The organism is Enterobacter sp. SLBN-59 (genome assembly GCF_024807915.1).
In the GTDB taxonomy this organism is placed as follows: domain Bacteria; phylum Pseudomonadota; class Gammaproteobacteria; order Enterobacterales; family Enterobacteriaceae; genus Enterobacter; species Enterobacter asburiae_B.
Genome location: NZ_JANUFI010000001.1, coordinates 625,270 through 647,078, shown reverse-complemented (window position 1 = coordinate 647,078; position 21,809 = coordinate 625,270). Strand labels below are relative to the sequence as shown.

Here is a 21,809-nt window from a genome sequence, read left to right as displayed (position 1 = left end):
GAATAATTGGCGACAGCGTCAGGATGAATGCGATACATTTTTCCTCTGATTTTTATTGCAATGGCGAAGTAATGGACAGAAAGAGAGCAACGCTTATTGGGCTGGCGGCAATACTGTTATGGAGCACCATGGTCGGCCTTATTCGCAGCGTGAGTGAGGGACTGGGCCCGGTAGGCGGTGCGGCGATGATCTACACCCTCAGCGGATTACTGTGTCTGGTGACGGTAGGATTTCCTGATATCAGGCGGTTTTCACCCCGCTATCTTATTGCCGGCAGCGTTTTATTTGTCAGCTACGAAATATGCCTGGCGCTGTCGCTGGGCTATGCCGCAACGCGATCGCAGGCGATTGAAGTGGGCATGGTCAATTACCTTTGGCCAAGCCTGACCATTGTGTTTGCCATCTTGTTCAACGGGCAGAAATCGACCCTGTGGGTGATCCCCGGCTTAGCCGTCTCATTGCTGGGCGTATGCTGGGTATTGGGCGGTGAACAGGGTTTACATCTCGATGAAATAACCCGCAATATCGTTTCCAGCCCGCTGAGCTACGCGCTGGCGTTTGCCGGGGCATTTATCTGGGCCGCCTACTGCACGGTCACAAGTAAATTTGCGAAAGGACAAAACGGCATTACGCTGTTTGTTTTGCTGACCGCGCTGAGCCTGTGGGTGAAATATTTCCTGAGCGATCAGCCCGAGATGGTGTTCACGCTTCCGGTGATGGTGAAACTGGTCATGTGCGGTATTGCGCTTGGGTTTGGTTACGCCGCATGGAATATTGGCATCCTTCACGGTAACGTCACGGTACTCGCTGCCGTATCCTATTTTACCCCTGTCCTCTCCGCCGCGCTTGCCGCCGCAGTGCTGAGTTCGCCCCTCTCATTCTCGTTCTGGCAAGGCGCGCTGATGGTCTGCGCCGGGTCGTTGCTCTGCTGGTACGCAACAAGAAAATAATGCTTCTCTAACGGCCGGGCGAATTTCAGCCCGGCAACATAATTAACATAAATTTAAAGTGTGATCGCTCCTCGGAATATTTATCATAATTATCGCATTTCCGTTTAAATTCGGTTTATATTTGCCGTCTTCTGTAAACGGCCGAAAAGATAATTGACACAAACTGACAACACCATGAAATTAATTAACTGCGAATATTAACGTCATGGATAGCATTAAATGCAATAATTCATTTCTGACTGTTCATGGCAATATTCGCAATATACGTCGTGATTTACCCCTAACCTACTGTTCTTAAGTCAAAACAATAATAATAACCCTCTCAAAGCATCGACAATACCGAAATCTAACGCAATAGACTAAAACACGCAGAAATTATAGCGATAGCAATAGTCCCGCAGAATACACAATTATTAATCGTATGAAATTCGGTCGCATTGTTTGAATAATCGCCTTTTTGCACGATCGAGATCACACTAATTGAAATTATCTCTAATATTTTGAAACTTATTATTGAAATAAGACTACGAGATTTTTAAAAATAGCATGCCATTGACGAACAGCCTCGTTTAGAAATCGTTTACAGTGGTTCAGGAAATACTCAAAAAAAAATTATAAGGAACATTTAAGATGAAACTTAAATTAGTTGCAGTGGCAGTCACTTCCATGCTGGCAGCAGGCGTTGTTAACGCTGCCGAAATTTACAACAAAGACGGTAACAAGCTGGATCTGTACGGTAAAGTAACAGGTCTGCACTATTTCTCTGATGACGCTGGCGCAGATGGCGATAAAACCTACATGCGTATCGGCTTCAAGGGCGAAACCCAGGTTAACGACCAGCTGTCCGGCTACGGCCAGTGGGAATACCAGATTCAGGGTAACAAAGACGAAGGCGACAACCAGTCCTGGACCCGTGTGGCGTTTGCAGGTCTGAAGTTTGCTGAAGCAGGCTCCTTTGATTACGGTCGTAACTACGGCGTAATTTACGACGTGACCTCCTGGACCGACGTCCTGCCAGAATTCGGCGGCGACACCTACGGTGCCGACAACTTCCTGCAGTCTCGTGCAAACGGCGTTGCGACCTACCGTAACCAGGACTTCTTTGGTCTGGTTGACGGCCTGAACTTTGCTCTGCAGTATCAGGGCAAAAACGGCAGCGTAAGCGGTGAAAACACCAGCGGTCGCAGCCTGCTGAACCAGAACGGCGACGGTTACGGCGCGTCCCTGACTTACGATCTGGGTGAAGGCTTCAGCGTGGGTGGCGCAATGTCCTCTTCACGTCGTACCGCTGACCAGAATGCGGCTGGCGTATACGGTGAAGGCGACCGCGCTGAAGTGTACAGCGGTGGTGTGAAATACGACGCAAACAACATTTACCTTGCTGCACAGTACTCTCAGACCTATAACGCAACCCGCTTCGGTACCTCTAACGGTAATCGCAGCGACATCTACGGTTTTGCAAACAAGGCGCAAAACTTCGAAGTTGTGGCTCAGTATCAGTTCGACTTTGGCCTGCGCCCATCCATCGCTTACCTGCAGTCTAAAGGTAAAGATATCGAGAACTTCGGCGACCAGGATCTGGTTAAATACATCGATGTTGGCACGACCTACTATTTTAACAAAAACATGTCCACCTACGTGGATTACAAAATCAACCTGCTCGACGACAACCAGTTCACTCGCCAGGCAGGCATCGGTACCGACAACATCGTTGCGCTGGGTCTGACCTACCAGTTCTAAATCTTGTCTGTACAAAAGCCAGCTGAACAAGCTGGCTTTTTTTTATCCGTCACTTTTACCCGGATGACGGCTCCCCGCTCGCCGCCCGGCGCAGCCAGTTTTGCAGCAGCTTACCGTCCTCGGTCATCTCCGAATCCGAACGCACGCAGAGGTGATAGTCGCGCCCGTCATCGATGGGTAAGTCAAATATCTTCACCAGCTCGCCGCTCTCAAGATAAGGCGCGATCAGCGGCTCGCGCATCAGCGCGCAGCCCAGCCCGGCCTGCACGCCCGCCAGCGTTAACAGCCCGTCTTCAAACAGGGGGCCGCTGCGCCGAAGAGGACGTTTTACCCCCTGCAGCAGAAACCACTGTGGCCACGTGGTGCGCTCCTCATCATGCAGCAGCGGCATTTGCAGCAGTTGCTCAGGCGTGTCGATATGGCCATGAATGCGCAAAAACGCGCGGCTGCACACCGGCACCATCTGTCCGGAAATCAGCTTTTCGCTCTGATAGCCCGCCCACTGGCCGTTACCAAAACGAATCGACATATCCGACGCATCGCTCAGATAGTTACGATGGTTGGCATACACTACGTTGATCTCGGTCTGCGGATTGGCACGCATAAAATCAGGCAGACGCGGGATAAACCACCCCATGCCAAAAAGCGGGATCAGGCTGATGGTGACCTGACGCGTTTGCGCCTGCCCGGCCAGATGCTCCGTTGCCTGGCGCAGCACGTTAAACGCCGCACGGATCGAACGGTAATATTCCCGTCCGTGCTGGCTCAGCACCAGCCTGCGCCCCTGACGTTCCGTCAGCGGCATTTGCAGATACCCTTCGAGAACCTTGAGCTGATGGCTGACCGCCGACGGTGAAATATCCAGCTCCTGCGCGGCAAGCGTGACGCTGCCCAGCCGGGCGATGGCCTCAAAGGCACGGACAGCCCGAAGCGGCGGATCGTTTGCCAGACGGCTGTCTGCATACGCAGGCAAACCCGCCAATTGTTCTGTTTTATTCATATGTTGATTTCTTTAGGCTTTTCACAAGAGAACGCGATTACATTATCTTCATATAAATCATTAAGATAAAACAATAGCGGTTTATCATAAGAAATAATATATGTGTATTTTACAATTAAATTCATTTATCGGATGGTAGCCGCAGAAAGAAGACTTTGCGGGAACAGACGTTGGATACACTCATACAACAATTGATCAACGGTGTGATGCTGGGCAGCATTTACGCGCTGATCGCGCTGGGCTATACCATGGTGTATGGCATCTTGCGCATTATTAACTTTGCTCACGGCGATATTCTGATGGTCGGTGCGCTCACCTCCCTTTCCGCCATTAACGCCCTGAACACTACCTTTCCTCACATGCCTCTGCTGTTGCAGCTTGGCGTTGCCCTGGCGATTGCCATGGCCGTTTGCGCCCTGCTGGCAATGGCCGTAGAGCGCTTTGCCTACCGTCGACTGCGCAACGCGCCGCGCCTGGCACCGCTTATTTCGGGTATCGGCGTCTCGGTCCTGCTGCAAACCGTGGCGATGATTATCTGGACGCGCAATCCGCTGATGTTCCCGCAGATCCTGCCCATGGAACCGATCGCCGTAACGTCGGGAAGTGAAATGCATCCCCCCGCCATTGTGACCGTCACCGGCATTGTTACCGTGGCGCTGGCGCTTGCGGTGATGACGGGGCTATGGCTGCTGGTGGAATACACCCGCCTGGGGCGCGGCATGCGCGCCGTGGCGGAAAACCCGCGCGTGGCCACGCTGATGGGGGTTAACCCCAATGCCATTATTACCCTGACGTTCGCCATTGGCGGCGTATTTGCCGCGCTGGCAGGCGTCATGATGGCCAGCAACTACGGCAACGCCAGCTTCTCGATGGGCTTTTTACCCGGGATCAAAGCCTTTACCGCCGCCGTGCTGGGAGGCATTGGCAACATTCGTGGCGCAATGATTGGCGGGATCCTGCTCGGCATTATCGAAGCGCTGGGCGCAGGTTACCTGGGTGAACTGACCCACGGCGTCTTCGGCAGTAACTATCAGGACGTCTTTGCCTTCATGGTCCTGATTCTGGTGCTGGTCTTCCGTCCGGCAGGCCTGCTGGGCGAGCGCGTAGCGCACAGGGCGTGAGGGAAACAATGACAACGCTTCAACTACAAACCCCGGCGGCGACGCGCAAATTCTGGTCAGGCATGAGCTTGTTCTGCCTCGCGCTGCTGGTTGCTCCCGTGGTGGCCACGCAGCTTGGCGGCAACTACTGGGTGCGCGTTATCGACTTCGCCCTGCTCTACATCATGCTGGCGCTGGGACTCAATATTGTGGTGGGCTATACGGGCCTGCTGGATATGGGGTTTATCGCCTTTTACGCGGTCGGCGCCTATCTCGCCGCGCTGATGGCCTCGCCACACCTGCTGGAGGTGTTTCCTCTCCTCGGCGTCTGGTTCCCGGACGGGCTGCACACCTCATATCTGCTGATTATTCCGCTGGCGGCGCTCGTCGCTGCGGTCTGCGGCATTTTACTGGGTGCTCCCACGCTGAAGCTGCGCGGGGACTACCTGGCGATAGTGACCCTCGGCTTTGGCGAAATCATCCGCATCCTGATGCGCAACCTCGACCGTCCGGTGAACATCACCAACGGTGCAAAGGGCATTACCGGGGTGGATACGCTGAATCTGTTCGGCCTGAAGTTTAGCGGCGTATACCACTGGTTTGGTTTCAAAGTGCCCGCGCTATGGCTGTGGTACTACCTGCTGATGCTGGTGATTGTGGCGATTATTTTTGTCTGCCTGCGCCTGCAGCATTCCCGTATTGGCCGCGCCTGGCACGCCATCCGTGAAGATGAGGATGTGGCCCGCGCGATGGGCATCAACGTGCGTAACTATAAGCTGTTGGCCTTTGCGATGGGTGCCTCTTTTGGCGGCGTGGCGGGTGCCCTGTTCGGCGCGTTCCAGGGCTTTGTCTCCCCGGAATCCTTCACGTTACAGGAATCCATTGCCGTGCTGGCGATGGTGGTGCTGGGCGGGATGGGACACATTCCGGGCGTGATCCTCGGCGCGATACTGCTCACCGCCCTGCCGGAACTGCTGCGCAGTCAGGCAGCTCCGGTTCAGCAGGCGCTGTTCGGTACGGTACTGATTGACCCGGAAGTGCTGCGTCAGCTGTTCTACGGCCTGGCGCTGGTGCTGGTCATGCTGGTGCGTCCTGCCGGGATCTGGCCGGTACGCCACAAGGAGGTGAATACATGAGTCTGTTAACCGTACGCAACATGTCCAAACGCTTCGGCGGGCTTACCGCCGTGGATGACGTTTCGATCGCCGTGAACAAGGGCGAGATCTACGGCCTGATTGGTCCTAACGGGGCGGGAAAAACCACCTGTTTTAACCTGATCACCGGGCTTTATCCGGCGGACAGCGGTGAATTTTCCATTGCAGATAAGCCCTATTTCCCAAAGCACATTGAGAAAGTCACCGCCGCCGGGATCGCGCGCACCTTCCAGAACGTGCGCCTCTTTAACGACATGTCGGTGCTGGAAAACGTGATGGTGGGCCGCCACGTGCGCACCCGCAACGGCCTGTGGGCCGCGCTGAGCCGTCACAAACGCGCTCGCGAAGAAGAGAAACAGACCCGGGAGCTGGCCTGGCACTGGCTGGAGTACACCGGCATTGCGAAGTTCGCCCACTACCGCGCCTGCGATCTGGCGTATGGCCATCAGCGACGTCTGGAGATTGCCCGCGCGCTGGCAACGGATCCGCTGCTGCTGGCGCTGGACGAACCCGCCGCCGGGATGAACGCAGCGGAAAAAGTGGCGCTCGGCGAGCTGCTTATCCGCCTTCGCGATGACGGCAAAACCCTGCTGATGATTGAACATGACGTCAAGCTGGTGATGGGCATCTGCGATCGCCTGACGGTGCTTGATTACGGCAAAACGCTCGCCAGCGGCACGCCGGAGAGCGTGCGTCGCGACCCGGCGGTGATCGCCGCCTGGCTTGGAGGCAACGCCCATGTCTGAATTACTGAAGGTGGAACGCGTGGACGTGCATTACGGCGGCATTCAGGCCGTACGCGATGTCTCTTTTACCCTGCGCGAGGGCGAACAGGCTACGCTGATCGGCGCTAACGGCGCGGGGAAAAGCTCCACGGTGCGCGCTATTACCGGGCTGGAAAGCTTTAGCGGCCGTATTGAATTCAACGGTAAAGCGGTGCGTAAGCACAGGCCCGAAACCCTGCTCCGTGACGGTCTGGTGATGGTCCCGGAAGGCCGGGGGATCTTCTCCCGAATGACGGTGCTGGAAAACCTGCAGATGGGCGCCTGGCTCAGGCGTGACACTGTCACCGTTAAGCGTGAGATGAACGAGACCTTCGAGCGCTTCCCGCGCCTGGGAGAACGCCAGCATCAGCTCGCTGGCCTGCTGTCCGGCGGTGAGCAACAGCTGCTGGCCCTTAACCGCGCCCTGCTCAGCCGCCCGCGCCTGCTGATCCTCGACGAACCCTCGATGGGCCTTGCCCCGAAGATGGTCGAGAACATTTTTGCCGTCATTGCCAGCCTGCGCGAGCGCGGCGTTGCCCTGCTACTCATCGAACAAAACGCCCGTCTCGCGCTGGAAGTCACCGACAGCGCGTGGGTGATGGACAGCGGCAGCATTGTTCATCATGGCGAATCGAAAGCGCTGCTCAATGACGACCAGATTGCACAGATTTATTTGGGCGAAATGCCCGTTTAACAACACCAGCCAACATCAGGGAAATACAATGAAAACAGTAAAAATCAGTGCGCTTAGCGCCGCTATCCTCCTCGGCAGTTTTGCCTCTACCGGAGCCTGGGCCGCCGACGGCGAAACCGTGGTTATCGGTCTGGCGGGCCCGCTCACCGGCCCGTCTGCCCGTATCGGTAAGGACCTGGAGAACGGCGCGCAGCTGGCCATTGACGACATTAACAAGCAGCACCTGACCATCGGCGGCAAAGCGGTGACCTTCAAACTGCAGTCCGAAGACGATCAGTCCGACCCGCGCACCGCCGTGGCCGTGGCGCAGCGTCTGGTGGATAGCGGCGTGGCGGGCGTTGTCGGTCACTGGAACACCGGAACAAGCATTCCTGCCGCACGCGTCTATCACGATGCGGGCATCGCACAGGTGGCACCGGTCGCGACCGGTCACGCCTATACCAGGCAGGGTTTTGATACCAGCTTTCGCGTGATGGGCCACGACGACGACGGCGGTCAGCTAGCCGGTCAGTACGCGGTCAATACGCTGAAAGCCAAACGCATTGCGGTGATCGACGACCGTACCGCCTTTGGTCAGGGTCTGGCGGACCAGTTTATTAAATCGCTGGAAGCACAGGGCGTGAAGGTTGTCGATCGTCAGTACGTTGATGACAAAACGGTGGACTTCAGCGCCGTGCTGACCGCCATCCGGAGTAAAAACGCCGATCTGATCTTCTTCGGCGGCGTTGACAGCCAGGCCGCACCGCTGGCGCGTCGTATCAAACAGCTGAGCATGAACGCCACCCTGATGGGCGCGGGCGGATTTGTCAGCCAGACGTTCCTGCAGCTGGCGCAGAAAGAAGGCGAAGGCGTGGTGGCGCTGGAGCCGGGTCTGCCCGTTGACCAGATGCCGGGTGGAAAGGCATTCGAACAGGCCTATCAGTCCCGCTACCATACCCATATCGAACTGCACGCCCCGTTCGCCTATGACGCCACCCGCGTGCTGGTTGCGGCGATGGAAAAAGCAGACTCCGTTGAGCCATCCGACTATCTGCCCGCCCTGCGCGCCATCAGCTACTCCGGCGTCACCGGCCAGATCGCGTTTGATAAAGAAGGTAACCTGAAATCGCCGTCGTTCACCGTTTACAAAGTTGTCGACGGCAAATGGCAGCCGCAGACCGTGCTGGGTGGCGCAAAAGCGAAGTAACGCAGCGAGGGCAATGTGATGAGTGATAATAACGAGCTGGGCATTCTCGCCCGCCGCAAAATTGAAGCAGAAATTATTAAGCCAATTTATGAAATCCTGGTGCGCGAGATAGGAAAATCCCGCGCCCAGGCGGTCATTGGCGAGGCCATTGAGCAGGCCGCGATTGACGCTGGCAAAGCTTTTGCCAGCAAAGAACCCAACGGCGCGGACGTCAAGAGTTTCATCGCCCTGCAGTATCTGTGGGAGAAAGATAACGCCCTGGACGTGAAGGTGATCGACGCCGACGACCAGCAGTACAACTACAACGTAACCCGCTGTCGCTACGCGGAGATGTATCACGAAATGGGGCTGGGCGAGATTGGTCATCTGCTCTCCTGCGCGCGCGATGAAAAATTCATCGTTGGCTATGCGCCTGACGTGAAGCTGACCCGCACGACCACCATCATGCAGGGCGGTTCGTGCTGTGATTTCCGCTACCGCAGCAGTAAGGACAAGTCATGATCCGCGTCAACGCCGCACGGCTGTGGTCAACGCTTGAGATGATGGCGCAGATCGGCGGCACGCCCGCCGGAGGCGTGACCCGTCTGGCGCTGAGCGAGGAAGATCGTATTGCGCGTAACCTGCTGCGCGACTGGGCGCTGGACGCAGGTTTCACCTGCGAGGTCGACAGCATGGGCAATATGTTTATCCGTCGCACGGGGAAAAAACCGCAGCTTGCCCCGGTCATGACGGGTTCACATGTGGATACCCAGCCGCTGGGCGGTAACTACGACGGTGTTTACGGCGTGCTGGCCGGGCTGGAGCTGCTGCGCACCCTTAACGATCATAACGTTGAGACAGAACGCGACGTTGTGCTGGTGAACTGGACTAACGAAGAGGGCGCGCGCTTTGCGCCGGCCATGCTCTCTTCAGGGGTCTGGACGGGACAGTTTAGCGAAGCGTACGCCCATGCCCGCGCGGATAACGATGGCATCACCGTGGGCGAAGCGCTGGAGAGCATTGGCTACCGGGGTGAAACCCCTGCCCGCGCGTTTCCGGTTCACGCCTGCTACGAACTGCACATCGAACAGGGCCCGATCCTGGAAGATGAAGCCATTGATATCGGGTTAGTCCGCGCGGCAATGGGCCAGCGCTGGTTTACCCTGACGCTGGACGGATTCGCCGCCCACGCGGGCACGACGCCGATGCACAGCCGCCGCGACGCGCTGACCGCCTTCGCAGAGCTGGCGCTGAAGGTGGAAGAGATTGGCTACCGGCATGCGCCGGACGGACGCGCGACGATCGGTATGGCGAAGGTTACGCCAAACTCGCGCAACGTCGTGCCGTCTCGCGTGGAATGCAGCGTTGAGTTTCGCCATCCTATGCAGCAGGCGCTGGAAGCCATGGAAGCTGCGCTGCATAAGGTGGCTGAAAGCCTCAGCCTGCGCGGCGTCGCGGCTGCCGTTGAGCGTATTTTCGACTACGCGCCCATCGCGTTTGACGCCGAATGCCTGGCGCGTTCGGAGAAGGCCGTGGCGGAACTGGGCTATTCGTCGAAACCGATGGTCTCCGGGGCGGGACACGACGCCTGCTATGTCAGCAAAATGGCGCCCGCCAGCATGATCTTTATCCCCTGCGTGAAAGGCATCAGCCATAACGAAGCGGAAAGGATCCTGCCAGAATGGGCGGAGAAAGGGGCGAATGTGTTATTGCATAGCGTCCTGTCTGCGGCCCTTGAGAGATAGAACGGTGCGAAAGCAGAGGACCTCTGCTTTCGCCAGAGTCTACACGGCAACGCGTCGGCTGATTTCGACAACCCGATCGCTGGGAAGGTGATAGTGGTTGATGACGTGCGTGCAGTTGCGCTTCATGAACGCAAAGATGTGCCGTTGCCAGGCCGCCATCCCTGCCTCACCCTCGCCTGCCACAATGGTTTCATGCCCGACATACCAGGTAGCGTCATCCGTGGCGAAAAGCGCGTTAATCTCGCTGACACCCTGCAGCAAACGCGGGATGTCCGGATGTTCCATAAAGCCATACTGGGCCACGCCGTGCCAGTAGCCCGGCGCGCGCTGCTCTACCCTGATGCGTTGTTCTTCCCCCACGTAGGGCACATTCAGAATATCAATGGTAAGCGACAACACATCCTGCTGTAGCGCCCGGTTTCGCGCGACGTGCCAGCGCATGACCGGCGGGATATTGTTCTGCGTACGGGTCAAAAAGACGGCGGAGCCCGCCACTCTGGGCACCGTCTTTTGCTGAAGCTGGGCAAAGAACGCATCCACGCTGACGCCCTTCTCGCCCACCGATGCGGATACCGCCTTAACGCCGCGGTGCCAGATCAGCATCACCGTACAAATAGCGGCGGCCATCAGGAGCGGAATATAGCCGCCCTCCAGGACCTTAATCAGATTGGCAAACAAGAAGGTGGCATCAATCACCAGGAAACAGAGGGCAATCACCGCGCTGCTGGCCAGGCTCCAGCGCCACACTTCGCGCATTGCCACAAACAGCAGCCCCGTGGTCATCAGCATGGTTAACGACACGGCAATGCCGTACGCGGCGGCGAGCTTATCGGAGGATTTAAAGAACACCACCAGCCCGATGGTCACCCCCATCAGCAGCCAGTTGATTATCCCGATATAAATCTGGCCGTAGCTTTCCGCCGCCGTCTGCTTGATGCGTAATCGGGGTAACCAGCCAAGCTGTATGGCCTGGCGCGTCATGGAAAAAGCGCCGGTAATAATCGCCTGACTGGCGATGATCGTCGCCAGCGCGGCAAGAATGATGAGCGGAACCTGCAGCACCGGCGGACAGAGCGTATAGAAAAGGTTTTGTTTGCTGTCGGCACCGGCCAGAATCAGCGCTGACTGGCCGGCATAGTTGAGCAGCAGCGAAGGAAAGACGATGCCGTACCAGGCAAGCCAGATGGGCTTTTTGCCAAAATGCCCCATGTCTGCATACAGGGCCTCGGCCCCCGTCACGCAGAGAAAAACGCCGCCCAGGACCAGGAAACTGGTGTACCCGTTCGAAAACAAAAACGCGATGCCGTACGCAGGGTTGAGGGCCAGCAATACCGAGGGGTGTTGTACGATCCCCCGCACGCCCAGGGCAGCAATCGCCAAAAACCAAACCGCCATGACCGGGCCAAATATTTTCCCTATTCGCGCAGTGCCAAAAGGCTGAAGAAGAAACAGCCCCAGCAGAACCGCCACCGTCAGGGGCAATATGTACGGCTGAGATTCAGGAATGACCATCTCCAGCCCTTCAAGGGCAGAAAGCACGGAGATAGCCGGGGTTATCGCGCCGTCACCGTAAATTAAAGCGGCGCCGATAAGGGCGGAAAAAATAACCCAGCGCCCGCCTTTGCCTTTCTCCACCAGAAGCGACATTAAGGCCATGATGCCTCCCTCGCCATGATTATCAATTCGCATGGCGAAGGCGGCATATTTTATGGACGTTACCAGGATGAGTGTCCAGGTAATCAGGGAGAGCAGGCCCAGTATGACGCCGGGCGTAGGGTCATGCTCAGAGAGCGACAGCACCGTGCGGAAGGTATAAAGCGGGCTGGTGCCGATATCACCAAAAACGACGCCCAGCGCGCCCCCTGCAAGCAGGGTTAACCGGGAGAGCGGTTGGGACGGTTCACTGCTGTGGCGAGGGCTCATATTTTCCAGCAAGAGTCAGATAATCCTTTAAAAAACATAGCCCATCTGCCCCACCCGTGCCAACCGCGCGCCCTGTATTACTGCGGCTTGACCCTCGCCAGGCTGAACCAGATCCCCACTGCCAGCAACAGCAGCATTCCGCCCGCGCTGCCCAGCGCCACGCTGTGCGAGGTGATAAACGCGCTTTTCGCCGCCTCAATCACCGACTCCGCCAGCGTCGGGGTCAGATCCTGCGCCACCTTCATCGCCTCACCAATGGATGACGAGGCTTTATCTGCGAGCGAGGCGTTCAGCCCCTGCGGCAGGTCAATCGACGCAGAGAAGCTGCGGGTCAACAGCAGACCAAAGATGGCGATCCCCAGCCCGGCGCCCAGTTCATAGGACATGGTTTCAATGGCCCCCGCGGCGGCGGCTTTCTCTTTCGGCGCAGCGGCCATAATCGCCGAGGTCGAGGCCAGCAGCGCGCTGGCGGCGCTAAAGCCGAGCAGAACCATCAGGGCAGAAGCCAGCAGCTGCTGCGTGCTGAAATCAAGCATCGACAGGCCGATAAAGCTAACGGCGCTGAGCCCCATTCCGCCAGCCGCGACGATGCGTAGCCCTAATCGCCCCACCAGCACACCCGCGATCGGGCCGCTAAACCCGCTCGCCACCATCAGCGGCAGCATGAACATTCCCGCTTCAAACGGCGTAAAGCCATGAACAAACTGCAGCTCCTGGGCCATCAGCAGCTCAAACCCGACCAGGGCAATCATGGCGGTCATCGCCATCACCACGCCGCTCAAAATGATGCGATGGCAGAACAGACGCATGTCGATCATCGGCACGCGGGCGCGGAGCTGAATACGCACGAAGATAAACAGCAGCACCGAGCCGGTAACCAGCGCGGACGCGACCACCCACGGCGACAGTGCGCCTTTGAGGGCTGTTTTTGCGCTGTAGACCAGCAGCAAAATCGCCACAATCAGCATAATGGCATGGCTGATATTCAGCGGCTGCTCCGGGCGTCCCTGCTGAGGAGGCACAAAACGCGCCGCCAGCGAAACCACCACCAGCACGATCGGTACGTTGATTAAAAACACCGAGCCCCAGTAGAAATGCTCGAGCAGCATACCGCCAATCAGCGGGCCAAACGCCGCGCCACCGGACCCCACCGCGGCCCAGACGCCGAGCGCAATATTACGATCCCGCGCGTTGATAAACAGCGTGCGGATCCCAGCCAGCGTAGCCGGAATAATCATCGCCGCGCCGATTGCCAGCGAGGCGCGCGCCGCAATCAGCCACCCTGCTGACGGGGCAAACGCTGCCGCCAGCGACGACAGGCCAAACAGCGTGCTGCCAATCATGAGCAGTCGTTTAAAGCCAATGCGGTCACCCAGGGCGCCCATCGGCAGCACCATTCCCGCCATCACCAGCGAGTAAATATCGATGATCCACAGCAATTCATTGCCGCTGGCGCCCAGCGTCATGCTCAATGTCGGCGCCGCCACGTGCAGCACCGTCGCGTCGATCGCCACCGGGATATACACCAGCACGATAATCACTAACGCTAACCACTGACGAAACATAAATTTCCTTTTCTTTTAAAACATGGACACATGTCCAGGATGTGATCCTACGTAAAGTTGAACGCATGTCCAGCTTTTTGTTACACTCGTTTCATTCCCATTGAGAGTGAGTAAACATGCGATATCTGAGCAAGGATGAACGGCGGGAAGCCATCTTACAGGCCGCCATGCGCGTGGCGCTGGCTGAAGGACTGGCGGCAATGACGGTACGCCGTATTGCTGCCGAGGCCGGAGTCGCCACCGGCCAGGTGCATCATCATTTTACGTCCGGCGGCGAGCTAAAATCGCTGGCCTTCGTACGGCTAATTCGCGAGCTGCTGGATGCGGATGTCGCGGGTAAACAGGCCGGCTGGCGGGAACAGCTTCATGCCATGCTCGGCAGCGATGACGGGAGGTTTGAGCCCTATATTCGCCTGTGGCGTGAGGCGCAGATCCTCGCCAGCCGCGATGCCGACATCAAAGGCGCCTATGTGATGACCATGGAGATGTGGCACCAGGAAACGGTGGCGCTTATCAAAGCGGGAACGGAGGCCGGGGCATTAAATCCGGGCGATCGGGCGGAAAATATTGCCTGGCGCTTGATTGGTCTGGTGTGCGGTCTTGACGGAATGTATATCTTAAACATGCCCGAAATGGACGAAGCCGCCTTTAACAACCATCTTGATAAATTAATCACGCTCGAGTTGTTTAATACGCCGTCTAAGCAGTGATGTTGCCGGGTAGCGGCGACGCCTTACCCGGCCTGCGCATTATTTCCCGGCCTGAGGATGTGTATCAAAGCCCGCCATTACCGCCGTCAGCTCTGCCAGTGAAAATCCGTGTTTTGCATCGTCAACGCCCAGCCCAAAGCGTTCCTGCATCAGCTGGTAAAGCGCCTCAGCATCCGGCAAATGGATCTGCTCTTCTACGTGACCGTTCTGCCAGTGGGTAAAGTTGAAGTTGGTTAGCGTCAGCTTGCCGCCGTCCGGCAGATGGCGACACATCAACAGATGATGACGAAAATGCGACTGCGGCCAGTGCGCCGACCAGAAATTCCCCATCACGTAATCGCTGAAATACTGCGTCGTCAGGTCAAACTGGTACATCGACTGCCAGTGCTCGTGGTGACGGAACTGCAGCACCCAGTCGTTCCCCTCGCTCAGCAGACGATACAGCCCGTGCGGCGTCTCCTGTTCTTCATTAGCGAGCAGTCGAATCGGCGCCGTCAGCGTCTGGCCGCCAAACCCCACATCGGCAATCCAGCGCTCACCGTTAAGCTCAACCAGCAGCAGACGGTGCGTGCGCGGAGGCATTTGCGGCGGATTCGCTAATACCACGCGCCCCAGCACGCTACGCACCGTAAACCCGACTTCACGCAGGACGCGCTCGAACAGGCCGTTTTGCTCAAAGCAGTACCCTCCGCGACGTGCGGTGACCAGCTTGTCGACCAGACACCGATCGTCAAGCTGGATTTCGCGTGGCAGAACGACATCAATATTCTCAAAAGGGATGGCACAGTTGTGATGTAAATGCAGCGCGCGCAGGGTATCGATATCCACCCGCGTCGGTTGCGCCCAGCCGATGCGGGCAAAATAGGCGGTCAGAAATGGGGACATGCATCAGTTTCCTTTGATTGAGATGTTCTGTTTATAAACTAATTTTACGCATCCACTTTGATTTCCGTGCTTTTTCGTCATACTCATCGGTGTAGATGAGGAGATCCTATGAGCCACTTTCGCCCCGTTGAATTACGTCATGCCAGCCGTCTGCTGAACCACGGCCCTACTGTGCTTATCACCAGTCGGGATGAAAGCCTCGACAGACGCAACGTGATGGCAGCCGCATGGTCAATGCCCGTTGAGTTTGAACCGCCGCGCATCGCGATAGTCGTGGATAAAAGTACCTGGTCACGCGAGCTGATTGAGCGCAGCGGGAAGTTTGGCATCGTCATCCCCGGCGTGGCGGCAGCCAACTGGACATACGCGGTCGGTAGCGTCAGCGGGCGCGATGAAGACAAATTCAACTGCTACGGGATCCCGGTCGTGAACGGTCCTGAACTTGGCCTGCCGGTGATTGAGGAAAAATGTCTGGCGTGGATGGAGTGTCGGTTATTACCCGTCACCTCCGCGGCTGAGAAATACGATACCCTGTTTGGTGAAGTGGTTTCAGCGGCAGCCGATGAACGCGCGTTTATCGCCGGGCGCTGGCAGTTTGACGGGGATAAGCTGAATACGCTGCATCATCTTGGTGCCGGGACGTTTGTCGCGAGCGGGAAGATGGTGAAGGCGCTGGATTGATTTACTTAATCATATCTTACTGAATTATAGTAAATTTCTATGGCATTTTATGTTTACCATTGCGTTTTAAAACGGAGGATATTTCCGGAGTTGCTGCATTAGCACTCTCGCGTTAAGGAAATATCAATGACATGGAATAAAGATGGCGCAATCTCGTATGCCAAATCACACGCCCAACCGAAGAGTACGGGTTATTGTGCTCACTACGTCACCGAAGCGATCAGAACGGGTGGAAGATTAAAAATCCTCAATACGCGTCTGGCAAAAGACATGGGGCGAACATTGGTCAATGCTGGATTCCGCCTGGTATACGATCAACCTCATGCTGGTGACGTAGCCGTTATCCAGAATATTGCGGGCCACGATAGCGGGCACGTTTGCATATACGATGGTCAGCAGTGGATCAGCGATTTTGTACAACGCTCTCTGTATCCAGGACCGGCCTACCGAAACATACAGCCTCATTACGAACTGTTCAGGCATGACTAATGAAAACACTCTTCTTTTTACTTTTCGCCCTGTCTCCGTTCGCTGTCGCAGATAACATTTATGCACCGGGCCAGGCGGCGCTTAAATTCAATCAATGGTATATCGCGCAGTTAGATCAGAACAAACCGCCCGTACTCAATCCGGACATTATGAATAATTACGTTGCCGCAGAGACTATCGCAGCAATTAAAGAAATGTACTCTGGCGACAGTAACGAAAAAGACATGCCAGATGCGGATATGTTCATCAAATCGCAGGACTGGGATGAAGACTGGGATCAGATAACCGTCTTACATTCTGATTTTGATGCCGTTTGCACAAACGTCTATATCGCGTTTGGGAAGAAACAAGATCACGTTGTAGCAGATTGTCTCGTTCAGGAAAAAGGCGTATGGAAAGTTCGCTCGGCCACGCTGATTAAGTAACAACGTAATATGAAAGGAAACGCCCTCTGTCGCAGAGGAAAAAGCACATGGTAGCCCAACGACTACCATGTGCAGTTAATTAACTCTTCGCACGTCGTGAAATAATCTCATCCGCAACATTCCGCGGGGCTTCCGCAAAATGATGGAACTCCATCGTATACGTCGCGCGTCCCTGGGACATCGAGCGCAATGTCGTGGCATAACCAAACATCTCTGCCAGCGGCACGTCAGCGCGAATAATCTGACTTCCGTACTGCTCTGCCATCCCCTGCACCATGCCGCGGCGGGAAGAGAGATCGCCCATAATGTTACCGGCGTACTCTTCCGGTGTTTCCACCTCCACGTGCATGACCGGCTCGAGAATCACCGGATCCGCCCTGCGGGCGCCCTCTTTGAAGCCGAGTATCGCCGCCATGCGGAACGCCATCTCCGAGGAGTCAACGTCGTGATACGAGCCAAACGTCAGCGTCGCTTTGACATCGACGACCGGATAGCCCGCCAGCACGCCGCTGTTCATCGCTTCCCGCAGCCCTTTCTCAACGGACGGGATATACTCCCGCGGTACCACGCCGCCCTTGGTGGCATCTTCAAATTTAAAACCACTTCCAGGCTCCAGCGGCTCCAGGCTCAGCACCACATGGCCGTACTGCCCTTTACCGCCGGACTGACGGACAAATTTGCCTTCGATATCCTTCACCGTTTTACGCAGGGTTTCACGGTAGGTCACCTGCGGGCGACCGATGTTCGCCTCGACGCCAAACTCGCGCTTCATGCGATCAACGATAATCTCGAGGTGTAGCTCCCCCATTCCGGAGATAATGGTCTGACCGGACTCTTCGTCAGTATGCAGGCGGAAAGACGGATCTTCCGCCGCCAGACGCTGCAAGGCAATCCCCATTTTCTCCTGATCGGCCTTGGTTTTCGGCTCGATCGCCAGCGAGATAACCGGGTCCGGGAACTCCATGCGTTCAAGCGTGATCACGGCATTCGGATCGGTGAGCGTGTCGCCGGTGGTCACATCCTTCAGCCCCACGCAGGCCGCGATGTCTCCGGCGCGCAGTTCGTCCACCTCGTGGCGATCGTTGGCATGCATCAGCACGATACGCCCGATGCGCTCTTTCTTCCCTTTCACCGGGTTGTACACCGCGTCGCCTTTGCGCAGCACGCCAGAGTACACGCGGATAAAGGTCAGTTGACCGACGTACGGGTCGCTCATCAGCTTGAATGCCAGGGCCGAGAACGGCTCATCATCGCTTGGATGACGCTCCGCGTGCTGCCCTTTTTCATCCACGCCATCAATGGCAGGCACGTCCAGCGGCGATGGCATGAGCTCAATGACCGCATCGAGCATGCGCTGCACACCTTTATTTTTGAACGCGCTGCCGCACAGCATCGGCTGAATTTCACCCGAGATGGTGCGAATACGCAGCCCTTTGATAATTTCCGCTTCCGTCAGGTCGCCGGTTTCCAGGTATTTGTCCATCAGTTCATCGCTGGCTTCCGCCGCCGCAGAGACCATTTTTTCCCGCCATTCCTGGGCGGTACTGACCAAATCGTCCGGCACGGGCGCATAGGTAAACACCATGCCCTGCGTCGCGTCGTCCCACAGAATGGTGCGCATCTTGATGAGATCCACCACGCCGGTGAAATGATCTTCTGCGCCCACCGGGATGACAATCGGCACCGGATTGGCCTTCAGGCGCTCCTGCATCATCCGCACGACGCGGAAGAAATCGGCACCCGGACGGTCCATTTTGTTGACGAAGGCCAGACGCGGAACGTGATATTTATTGGCCTGACGCCAGACGGTTTCCGACTGCGGCTGCACGCCGCCCACGGAGTCATACACCATCACGGCGCCGTCGAGCACGCGCATAGAACGTTCCACCTCAATGGTGAAATCCACGTGCCCCGGGGTGTCAATGATGTTGATCCGGTGCGGCTCATAGCCTCTGTCCATACCCGGCCAGAAGCAGCTTACGGCCGCGGAGGTAATCGTGATCCCGCGCTCTTGCTCCTGCGCCATCCAGTCAGTGGTTGCCGCGCCATCGTGTACTTCACCCAGCTTGTGGCTCATCCCGGTGTAAAACAGGATGCGCTCAGTGGTGGTGGTTTTACCGGCATCGATATGCGCGGAGATACCGATGTTGCGATAACGTTCGAGAGGGATGGGTCGGGGCATGATATTTCCTTAGTCACTATGACTTGTCTGTGACGACCAGGATGGTCGTGCATTCGTTCGTTTGCTATAATAGTCCTATTGTACGAGTATTATCGAACTATTTTTTAACGGTTGACCTATTGTTGATATAGCTCAATCTGACGCCAAACGCAGGAAAACGATGATCCCAAACCACCCTGAAACTGAACAAATACTGCTGGAAAATGTGCTGTTTGCCCTCGGCAACCCGCTCCGGCTTGCGATCATTCGCCGTCTGGCCGATGGTAGCGAACTCAGCTGTAACGCGCTGCGCCCGGAGGATGTAGTGAAATCGACAATGACCCACCACTGGCGCGTACTGCGCGACAGCGGCGTTATCTGGCAGCGCCCGCAGGGGCGGGAGAACATGATTTCGTTGCGAAGAGAGGATCTGGATGCCCGTTTTCCAGGGCTGATGGAGATACTTTTACAAGCTAAATCATAAGGATATACCTGTTACCCCCTGAAAAATGCCCCGTAAAGATGTAAGGGGCATAATGTCAGCAGAGGGGTTTATCTTACGTGCATACGATATTCAATCATTCCACTTTTCTTCGCAATCCAGTCGTACAATCGTTGCCCGCGATAGTTGGCTTCATGCGTATGCCAGTAAAGGTGACTGGCGTGATGTTTTCTGGCTTCTCTCTGAACATATTCTATTAACTGTTTGCCAATGTGTTTGCCCCTTACGGCTTCGCAGACGTATAAATCTTCGAGGTAGCAGTAATCGCTCTCAGCCCATGTCGAACGGTGAAAAAGATAATGCGCAAAACCCACTACGTCTCCATTACATCGTGCCACCACGCAGAATAGCGGCTCAACGGGGCTGAAAAATCGTTGCCAGGTTCGTTCAGTAATGGTCCCGGACAGATCGACGTTGTAAAACGCCTGATATTTTCCCCATAGCGGCATCCAGCTTTCAAAATCACGTTCTTTAACTGCCTCAATTATTACGCTCGTATTATTCATATTGCCTCTTTGCTCACCCGTTTATTCGTTTCAGGAAGAGTGTATTCGCTGAATGGCACGTTTTGCCCCGCCAATTCTCGCCATCAAGGCAGACCAATTTTTCATCCTGCTGCGTGCACTATTGCTTTAGAATCAAGAGATACAGAGGGAAAGTGGACAACGTAATGTTTAAGCACGCGCAGCTAGAAACGGTTAAGGCATGGATTATCGACCCCGCTAACGGATCGCTACCGCTTCATGAAAGGATCCAGAGAGCAATACGAATGCTGATACTGGAAGGGATATTATCTCACGGTAAGGCCCTTCCTGCTTCACGCGCGCTGGCGGCTTCTCTCAGCGTTTCCCGGGACACCATTGAAGCGGCCTACTCCAGCCTGCATGCCGAAGGTTTTATTGAGAGACAAACAGGCAGAGGGAGCTTCGTCTCTTCCAGCGCGCGTTTTTTAAAACCCCGTCCTCGACAGCATCAGCCAACCGCTGAGATACGAAAAGCAAAACTCAGCGTCCGGGGAAAGACCGTTTATGAAAGCGGCGGGATCCGCGAGTTTTCTTCACCTCGCCCCCTTGCGCCCGGCATTCCTGAAACCCGCATGTTTCCCCTTCCGATCTGGGAGCGTCTTCAGCGACAGGTACTGAAGGAGTTTCAGCACCAGGCGTTAGAGCAAAGTCCACCCCAGGGTATAGAGCGCCTGCGACGGGCAATTGCGGAATATGTCAACCTTGAGCGCGGAACGCGTGCGAGGGCAGAACAGGTCATCGTTCTGACAAGTTCTCAACAGGCGCTTGCGCTCTGTTCCCACGTGCTGATGGACGCCGGGGATGGCATTGTCATTGAAGATCCCTCCTATCAAGGGGCACACAAAGCGTTCAGCGCTGCAGGGCTTCTCTGTATTCCGGTTCCTCTTGATGAAAAAGGCATCTCGGTTGACGGGCTTAATTCTCTGACCGAGCCTGCCAGGGCGATCTACCTTACGCCTTCTCATCAGTACCCCACCGGGGTGACGCTCTCTCTTGACCGACGACTGGCAGTTGTTAAATGGGCAAACCGTTACGGAGCCTGGATTATTGAGGATGACTATGACAGCGAGTTTCACTACGAAGGTAAGCCTATGGCCAGTCTTCAGGGGCTTGATACGTATAACCGGACAATTTATATCGGCACGTTCACCAAGTCTCTGTTCCCTGGGCTGCGTATTGCCTACGTGATCGTTCCCTCAGAATTGACAGAGCCCTTTACCATGGCGAGGACGTTAATGGATGGTCACACCGCCTCAATAACCCAGCTGACGCTGGCTAAATTTCTGGAGGGAGGCCATTTTGGCGCCTATGTTCGTAAGATGCGGAGTATTTATGTTGCTCGTCGCGACACGCTGGCAAGCATGATGGACGAATATCTCTCCGAATATGTTACCTGTGAAACGCCAGCGGGGGGAATGCAAATGCCTTGTCACCTGAAGCACGGCATATCCGAGAAAGAAATAGCCACCGCCGCCCGCCGCGCGGGTGTTGATATACTTGGCCTTACCGATTTATATGCAGGTCCCCCCGCGTCCACCGGTTTTTTGATGGGATTTGCTGCTTACACGGAAATGGAAATAGAAGACGCTGTAAAAAAACTGGCCGCAATTTTCCGTCATGTTTGATGCCGTC

General features: G+C 56.1%; 21 protein-coding genes. 15 read left to right on the top strand and 6 right to left on the bottom strand.

Going from position 1 to position 21,809, the window contains the following annotated elements; translation table 11 throughout:
* Window positions 1-71: 71 nt before the first annotated feature.
* On the top strand, window positions 72-950 hold the full coding sequence (gene yddG, locus M2422_RS03010) for an aromatic amino acid DMT transporter YddG (RefSeq protein ID WP_047060943.1): 879 nt from the start codon (window positions 72-74) through the stop codon (window positions 948-950).
* 630 nt (window positions 951-1,580) lie between these two features.
* Window positions 1,581-2,690, top strand: coding sequence for a porin OmpC (locus M2422_RS03005; RefSeq protein WP_033145646.1), 1,110 nt, complete (start codon window positions 1,581-1,583; stop codon window positions 2,688-2,690).
* 55 nt (window positions 2,691-2,745) lie between these two features.
* Here the strand turns inward: M2422_RS03005 and M2422_RS03000 are convergent, their stop codons facing one another.
* Window positions 2,746-3,690 (bottom strand): LysR substrate-binding domain-containing protein, encoded by a 945-nt coding sequence (locus M2422_RS03000; RefSeq protein WP_064672596.1) that lies wholly within the window; start codon window positions 3,688-3,690, stop codon window positions 2,746-2,748.
* A 170-nt stretch (window positions 3,691-3,860) separates the two neighbouring features.
* On the opposite strand from M2422_RS03000, the gene M2422_RS02995 reads away from it, so the two are divergent.
* The 7 genes from M2422_RS02995 to M2422_RS02965 are packed head-to-tail and all read left to right on the top strand — an operon-like array spanning window position 3,861 to window position 10,312.
* Window positions 3,861-4,811: a branched-chain amino acid ABC transporter permease gene (locus M2422_RS02995; RefSeq protein WP_064672944.1), complete on the top strand. Its 951-nt coding sequence runs from the start codon at window positions 3,861-3,863 to the stop codon at window positions 4,809-4,811.
* A gap of 8 nt (window positions 4,812-4,819) precedes the next feature.
* Complete coding sequence (locus M2422_RS02990; protein WP_064672597.1) at window positions 4,820-5,926, top strand: branched-chain amino acid ABC transporter permease; 1,107 nt, start codon at window positions 4,820-4,822, stop codon at window positions 5,924-5,926.
* Entirely contained in the window at window positions 5,923-6,690 is a 768-nt protein-coding gene (locus tag M2422_RS02985; RefSeq protein WP_039262838.1) for an ABC transporter ATP-binding protein, read from the top strand. The genes M2422_RS02990 and M2422_RS02985 overlap by 4 nt, the downstream gene beginning before the upstream one ends.
* Entirely contained in the window at window positions 6,683-7,402 is a 720-nt protein-coding gene (locus M2422_RS02980) for an ABC transporter ATP-binding protein (protein ID WP_064672598.1), read from the top strand. The genes M2422_RS02985 and M2422_RS02980 overlap by 8 nt, the downstream gene beginning before the upstream one ends.
* 28 nt (window positions 7,403-7,430) lie before the next feature.
* Entirely contained in the window at window positions 7,431-8,588 is a 1,158-nt protein-coding gene (locus M2422_RS02975) for a branched-chain amino acid ABC transporter substrate-binding protein (protein ID WP_064672599.1), read from the top strand.
* Window positions 8,589-8,606: 18 nt separating this feature from the next.
* The gene (locus tag M2422_RS02970; RefSeq protein ID WP_064672600.1) at window positions 8,607-9,089 is read left to right on the top strand and encodes an L-2-amino-thiazoline-4-carboxylic acid hydrolase; all 483 of its coding nucleotides are present in this window, start codon (window positions 8,607-8,609) and stop codon (window positions 9,087-9,089) included.
* Window positions 9,086-10,312 carry a Zn-dependent hydrolase gene (locus tag M2422_RS02965; protein WP_064672601.1) on the top strand — a complete coding sequence of 409 codons (1,227 nt, stop codon included), beginning with the start codon at window positions 9,086-9,088 and terminating at the stop codon, window positions 10,310-10,312. Before M2422_RS02970 ends, M2422_RS02965 begins: the two co-directional genes overlap by 4 nt.
* 39 nt (window positions 10,313-10,351) lie before the next feature.
* Here M2422_RS02965 and M2422_RS02960 read toward each other — a convergent pair whose 3' ends face one another.
* Both M2422_RS02960 and M2422_RS02955 read right to left on the bottom strand, forming a co-directional pair.
* Window positions 10,352-12,235, bottom strand: coding sequence for a potassium transporter Kup (locus M2422_RS02960; RefSeq protein ID WP_064672945.1), 1,884 nt, complete (start codon window positions 12,233-12,235; stop codon window positions 10,352-10,354).
* 77 nt (window positions 12,236-12,312) lie between these two features.
* Window positions 12,313-13,800 carry an MFS transporter gene (locus M2422_RS02955; RefSeq protein ID WP_064672602.1) on the bottom strand — a complete coding sequence of 496 codons (1,488 nt, stop codon included), beginning with the start codon at window positions 13,798-13,800 and terminating at the stop codon, window positions 12,313-12,315.
* Between the two features lie 116 nt (window positions 13,801-13,916).
* Here M2422_RS02955 and M2422_RS02950 point away from each other — a divergent pair, with 116 nt between their 5' ends.
* Entirely contained in the window at window positions 13,917-14,510 is a 594-nt protein-coding gene (locus tag M2422_RS02950) for a TetR family transcriptional regulator (protein ID WP_045399983.1), read from the top strand.
* Between the two features lie 39 nt (window positions 14,511-14,549).
* Here the strand turns inward: M2422_RS02950 and nhoA are convergent, their stop codons facing one another.
* Window positions 14,550-15,395 (bottom strand): N-hydroxyarylamine O-acetyltransferase, encoded by an 846-nt coding sequence (gene nhoA / locus M2422_RS02945; RefSeq protein WP_048978826.1) that lies wholly within the window; start codon window positions 15,393-15,395, stop codon window positions 14,550-14,552.
* Window positions 15,396-15,503: 108 nt separating this feature from the next.
* Here nhoA and M2422_RS02940 point away from each other — a divergent pair, with 108 nt between their 5' ends.
* From M2422_RS02940 to M2422_RS02930, 3 genes are all read left to right on the top strand, one after another.
* On the top strand, window positions 15,504-16,076 hold the full coding sequence (locus M2422_RS02940; protein WP_033145657.1) for a flavin reductase family protein: 573 nt from the start codon (window positions 15,504-15,506) through the stop codon (window positions 16,074-16,076).
* 126 nt (window positions 16,077-16,202) lie between these two features.
* Complete coding sequence (locus tag M2422_RS02935) at window positions 16,203-16,565, top strand: hypothetical protein (RefSeq protein WP_064672603.1); 363 nt, start codon at window positions 16,203-16,205, stop codon at window positions 16,563-16,565.
* Window positions 16,565-16,990: a DUF3828 domain-containing protein gene (locus M2422_RS02930; RefSeq protein WP_064672604.1), complete on the top strand. Its 426-nt coding sequence runs from the start codon at window positions 16,565-16,567 to the stop codon at window positions 16,988-16,990. Before M2422_RS02935 ends, M2422_RS02930 begins: the two co-directional genes overlap by 1 nt.
* Window positions 16,991-17,069: 79 nt before the next feature.
* Here the strand turns inward: M2422_RS02930 and fusA are convergent, their stop codons facing one another.
* On the bottom strand, window positions 17,070-19,172 hold the full coding sequence (fusA, locus tag M2422_RS02925; RefSeq protein WP_064672605.1) for an elongation factor G: 2,103 nt from the start codon (window positions 19,170-19,172) through the stop codon (window positions 17,070-17,072).
* Between the two features lie 160 nt (window positions 19,173-19,332).
* Here fusA and M2422_RS02920 point away from each other — a divergent pair, with 160 nt between their 5' ends.
* Entirely contained in the window at window positions 19,333-19,635 is a 303-nt protein-coding gene (locus tag M2422_RS02920) for a helix-turn-helix transcriptional regulator (RefSeq protein ID WP_033145659.1), read from the top strand.
* A 68-nt stretch (window positions 19,636-19,703) separates the two neighbouring features.
* On the opposite strand, the gene M2422_RS02915 is transcribed toward M2422_RS02920, so the two are convergent.
* A complete protein-coding gene (locus tag M2422_RS02915) occupies window positions 19,704-20,159 on the bottom strand; it encodes a GNAT family N-acetyltransferase (RefSeq protein WP_033145660.1) in 456 nt (151 codons plus the stop codon).
* A gap of 164 nt (window positions 20,160-20,323) precedes the next feature.
* Here M2422_RS02915 and M2422_RS02910 point away from each other — a divergent pair, with 164 nt between their 5' ends.
* Window positions 20,324-21,802, top strand: a complete 1,479-nt coding sequence (locus tag M2422_RS02910) for a PLP-dependent aminotransferase family protein (RefSeq protein ID WP_064672606.1) — start codon at window positions 20,324-20,326, stop codon at window positions 21,800-21,802.
* Window positions 21,803-21,809 lie beyond the last annotated feature (7 nt).

Coding starts and splice junctions, on each gene's coding strand:
- yddG (WP_047060943.1), top strand. CDS start 72: ATGGACAGAAAGAGAGCAACGCTTATTGGGCTGGCGGCAATACTGTTA.
- M2422_RS03005 (WP_033145646.1), top strand. CDS start 1,581: ATGAAACTTAAATTAGTTGCAGTGGCAGTCACTTCCATGCTGGCAGCA.
- M2422_RS03000 (WP_064672596.1), bottom strand. CDS start 3,690: ATGAATAAAACAGAACAATTGGCGGGTTTGCCTGCGTATGCAGACAGC.
- M2422_RS02990 (WP_064672597.1), top strand. CDS start 4,820: ATGACAACGCTTCAACTACAAACCCCGGCGGCGACGCGCAAATTCTGG.
- M2422_RS02985 (WP_039262838.1), top strand. CDS start 5,923: ATGAGTCTGTTAACCGTACGCAACATGTCCAAACGCTTCGGCGGGCTT.
- M2422_RS02980 (WP_064672598.1), top strand. CDS start 6,683: ATGTCTGAATTACTGAAGGTGGAACGCGTGGACGTGCATTACGGCGGC.
- M2422_RS02975 (WP_064672599.1), top strand. CDS start 7,431: ATGAAAACAGTAAAAATCAGTGCGCTTAGCGCCGCTATCCTCCTCGGC.
- M2422_RS02970 (WP_064672600.1), top strand. CDS start 8,607: ATGAGTGATAATAACGAGCTGGGCATTCTCGCCCGCCGCAAAATTGAA.
- M2422_RS02965 (WP_064672601.1), top strand. CDS start 9,086: ATGATCCGCGTCAACGCCGCACGGCTGTGGTCAACGCTTGAGATGATG.
- M2422_RS02960 (WP_064672945.1), bottom strand. CDS start 12,235: ATGAGCCCTCGCCACAGCAGTGAACCGTCCCAACCGCTCTCCCGGTTA.
- M2422_RS02955 (WP_064672602.1), bottom strand. CDS start 13,800: ATGTTTCGTCAGTGGTTAGCGTTAGTGATTATCGTGCTGGTGTATATC.
- M2422_RS02950 (WP_045399983.1), top strand. CDS start 13,917: ATGCGATATCTGAGCAAGGATGAACGGCGGGAAGCCATCTTACAGGCC.
- nhoA (WP_048978826.1), bottom strand. CDS start 15,395: ATGTCCCCATTTCTGACCGCCTATTTTGCCCGCATCGGCTGGGCGCAA.
- M2422_RS02940 (WP_033145657.1), top strand. CDS start 15,504: ATGAGCCACTTTCGCCCCGTTGAATTACGTCATGCCAGCCGTCTGCTG.
- M2422_RS02935 (WP_064672603.1), top strand. CDS start 16,203: ATGACATGGAATAAAGATGGCGCAATCTCGTATGCCAAATCACACGCC.
- M2422_RS02930 (WP_064672604.1), top strand. CDS start 16,565: ATGAAAACACTCTTCTTTTTACTTTTCGCCCTGTCTCCGTTCGCTGTC.
- fusA (WP_064672605.1), bottom strand. CDS start 19,172: ATGCCCCGACCCATCCCTCTCGAACGTTATCGCAACATCGGTATCTCC.
- M2422_RS02920 (WP_033145659.1), top strand. CDS start 19,333: ATGATCCCAAACCACCCTGAAACTGAACAAATACTGCTGGAAAATGTG.
- M2422_RS02915 (WP_033145660.1), bottom strand. CDS start 20,159: ATGAATAATACGAGCGTAATAATTGAGGCAGTTAAAGAACGTGATTTT.
- M2422_RS02910 (WP_064672606.1), top strand. CDS start 20,324: ATGTTTAAGCACGCGCAGCTAGAAACGGTTAAGGCATGGATTATCGAC.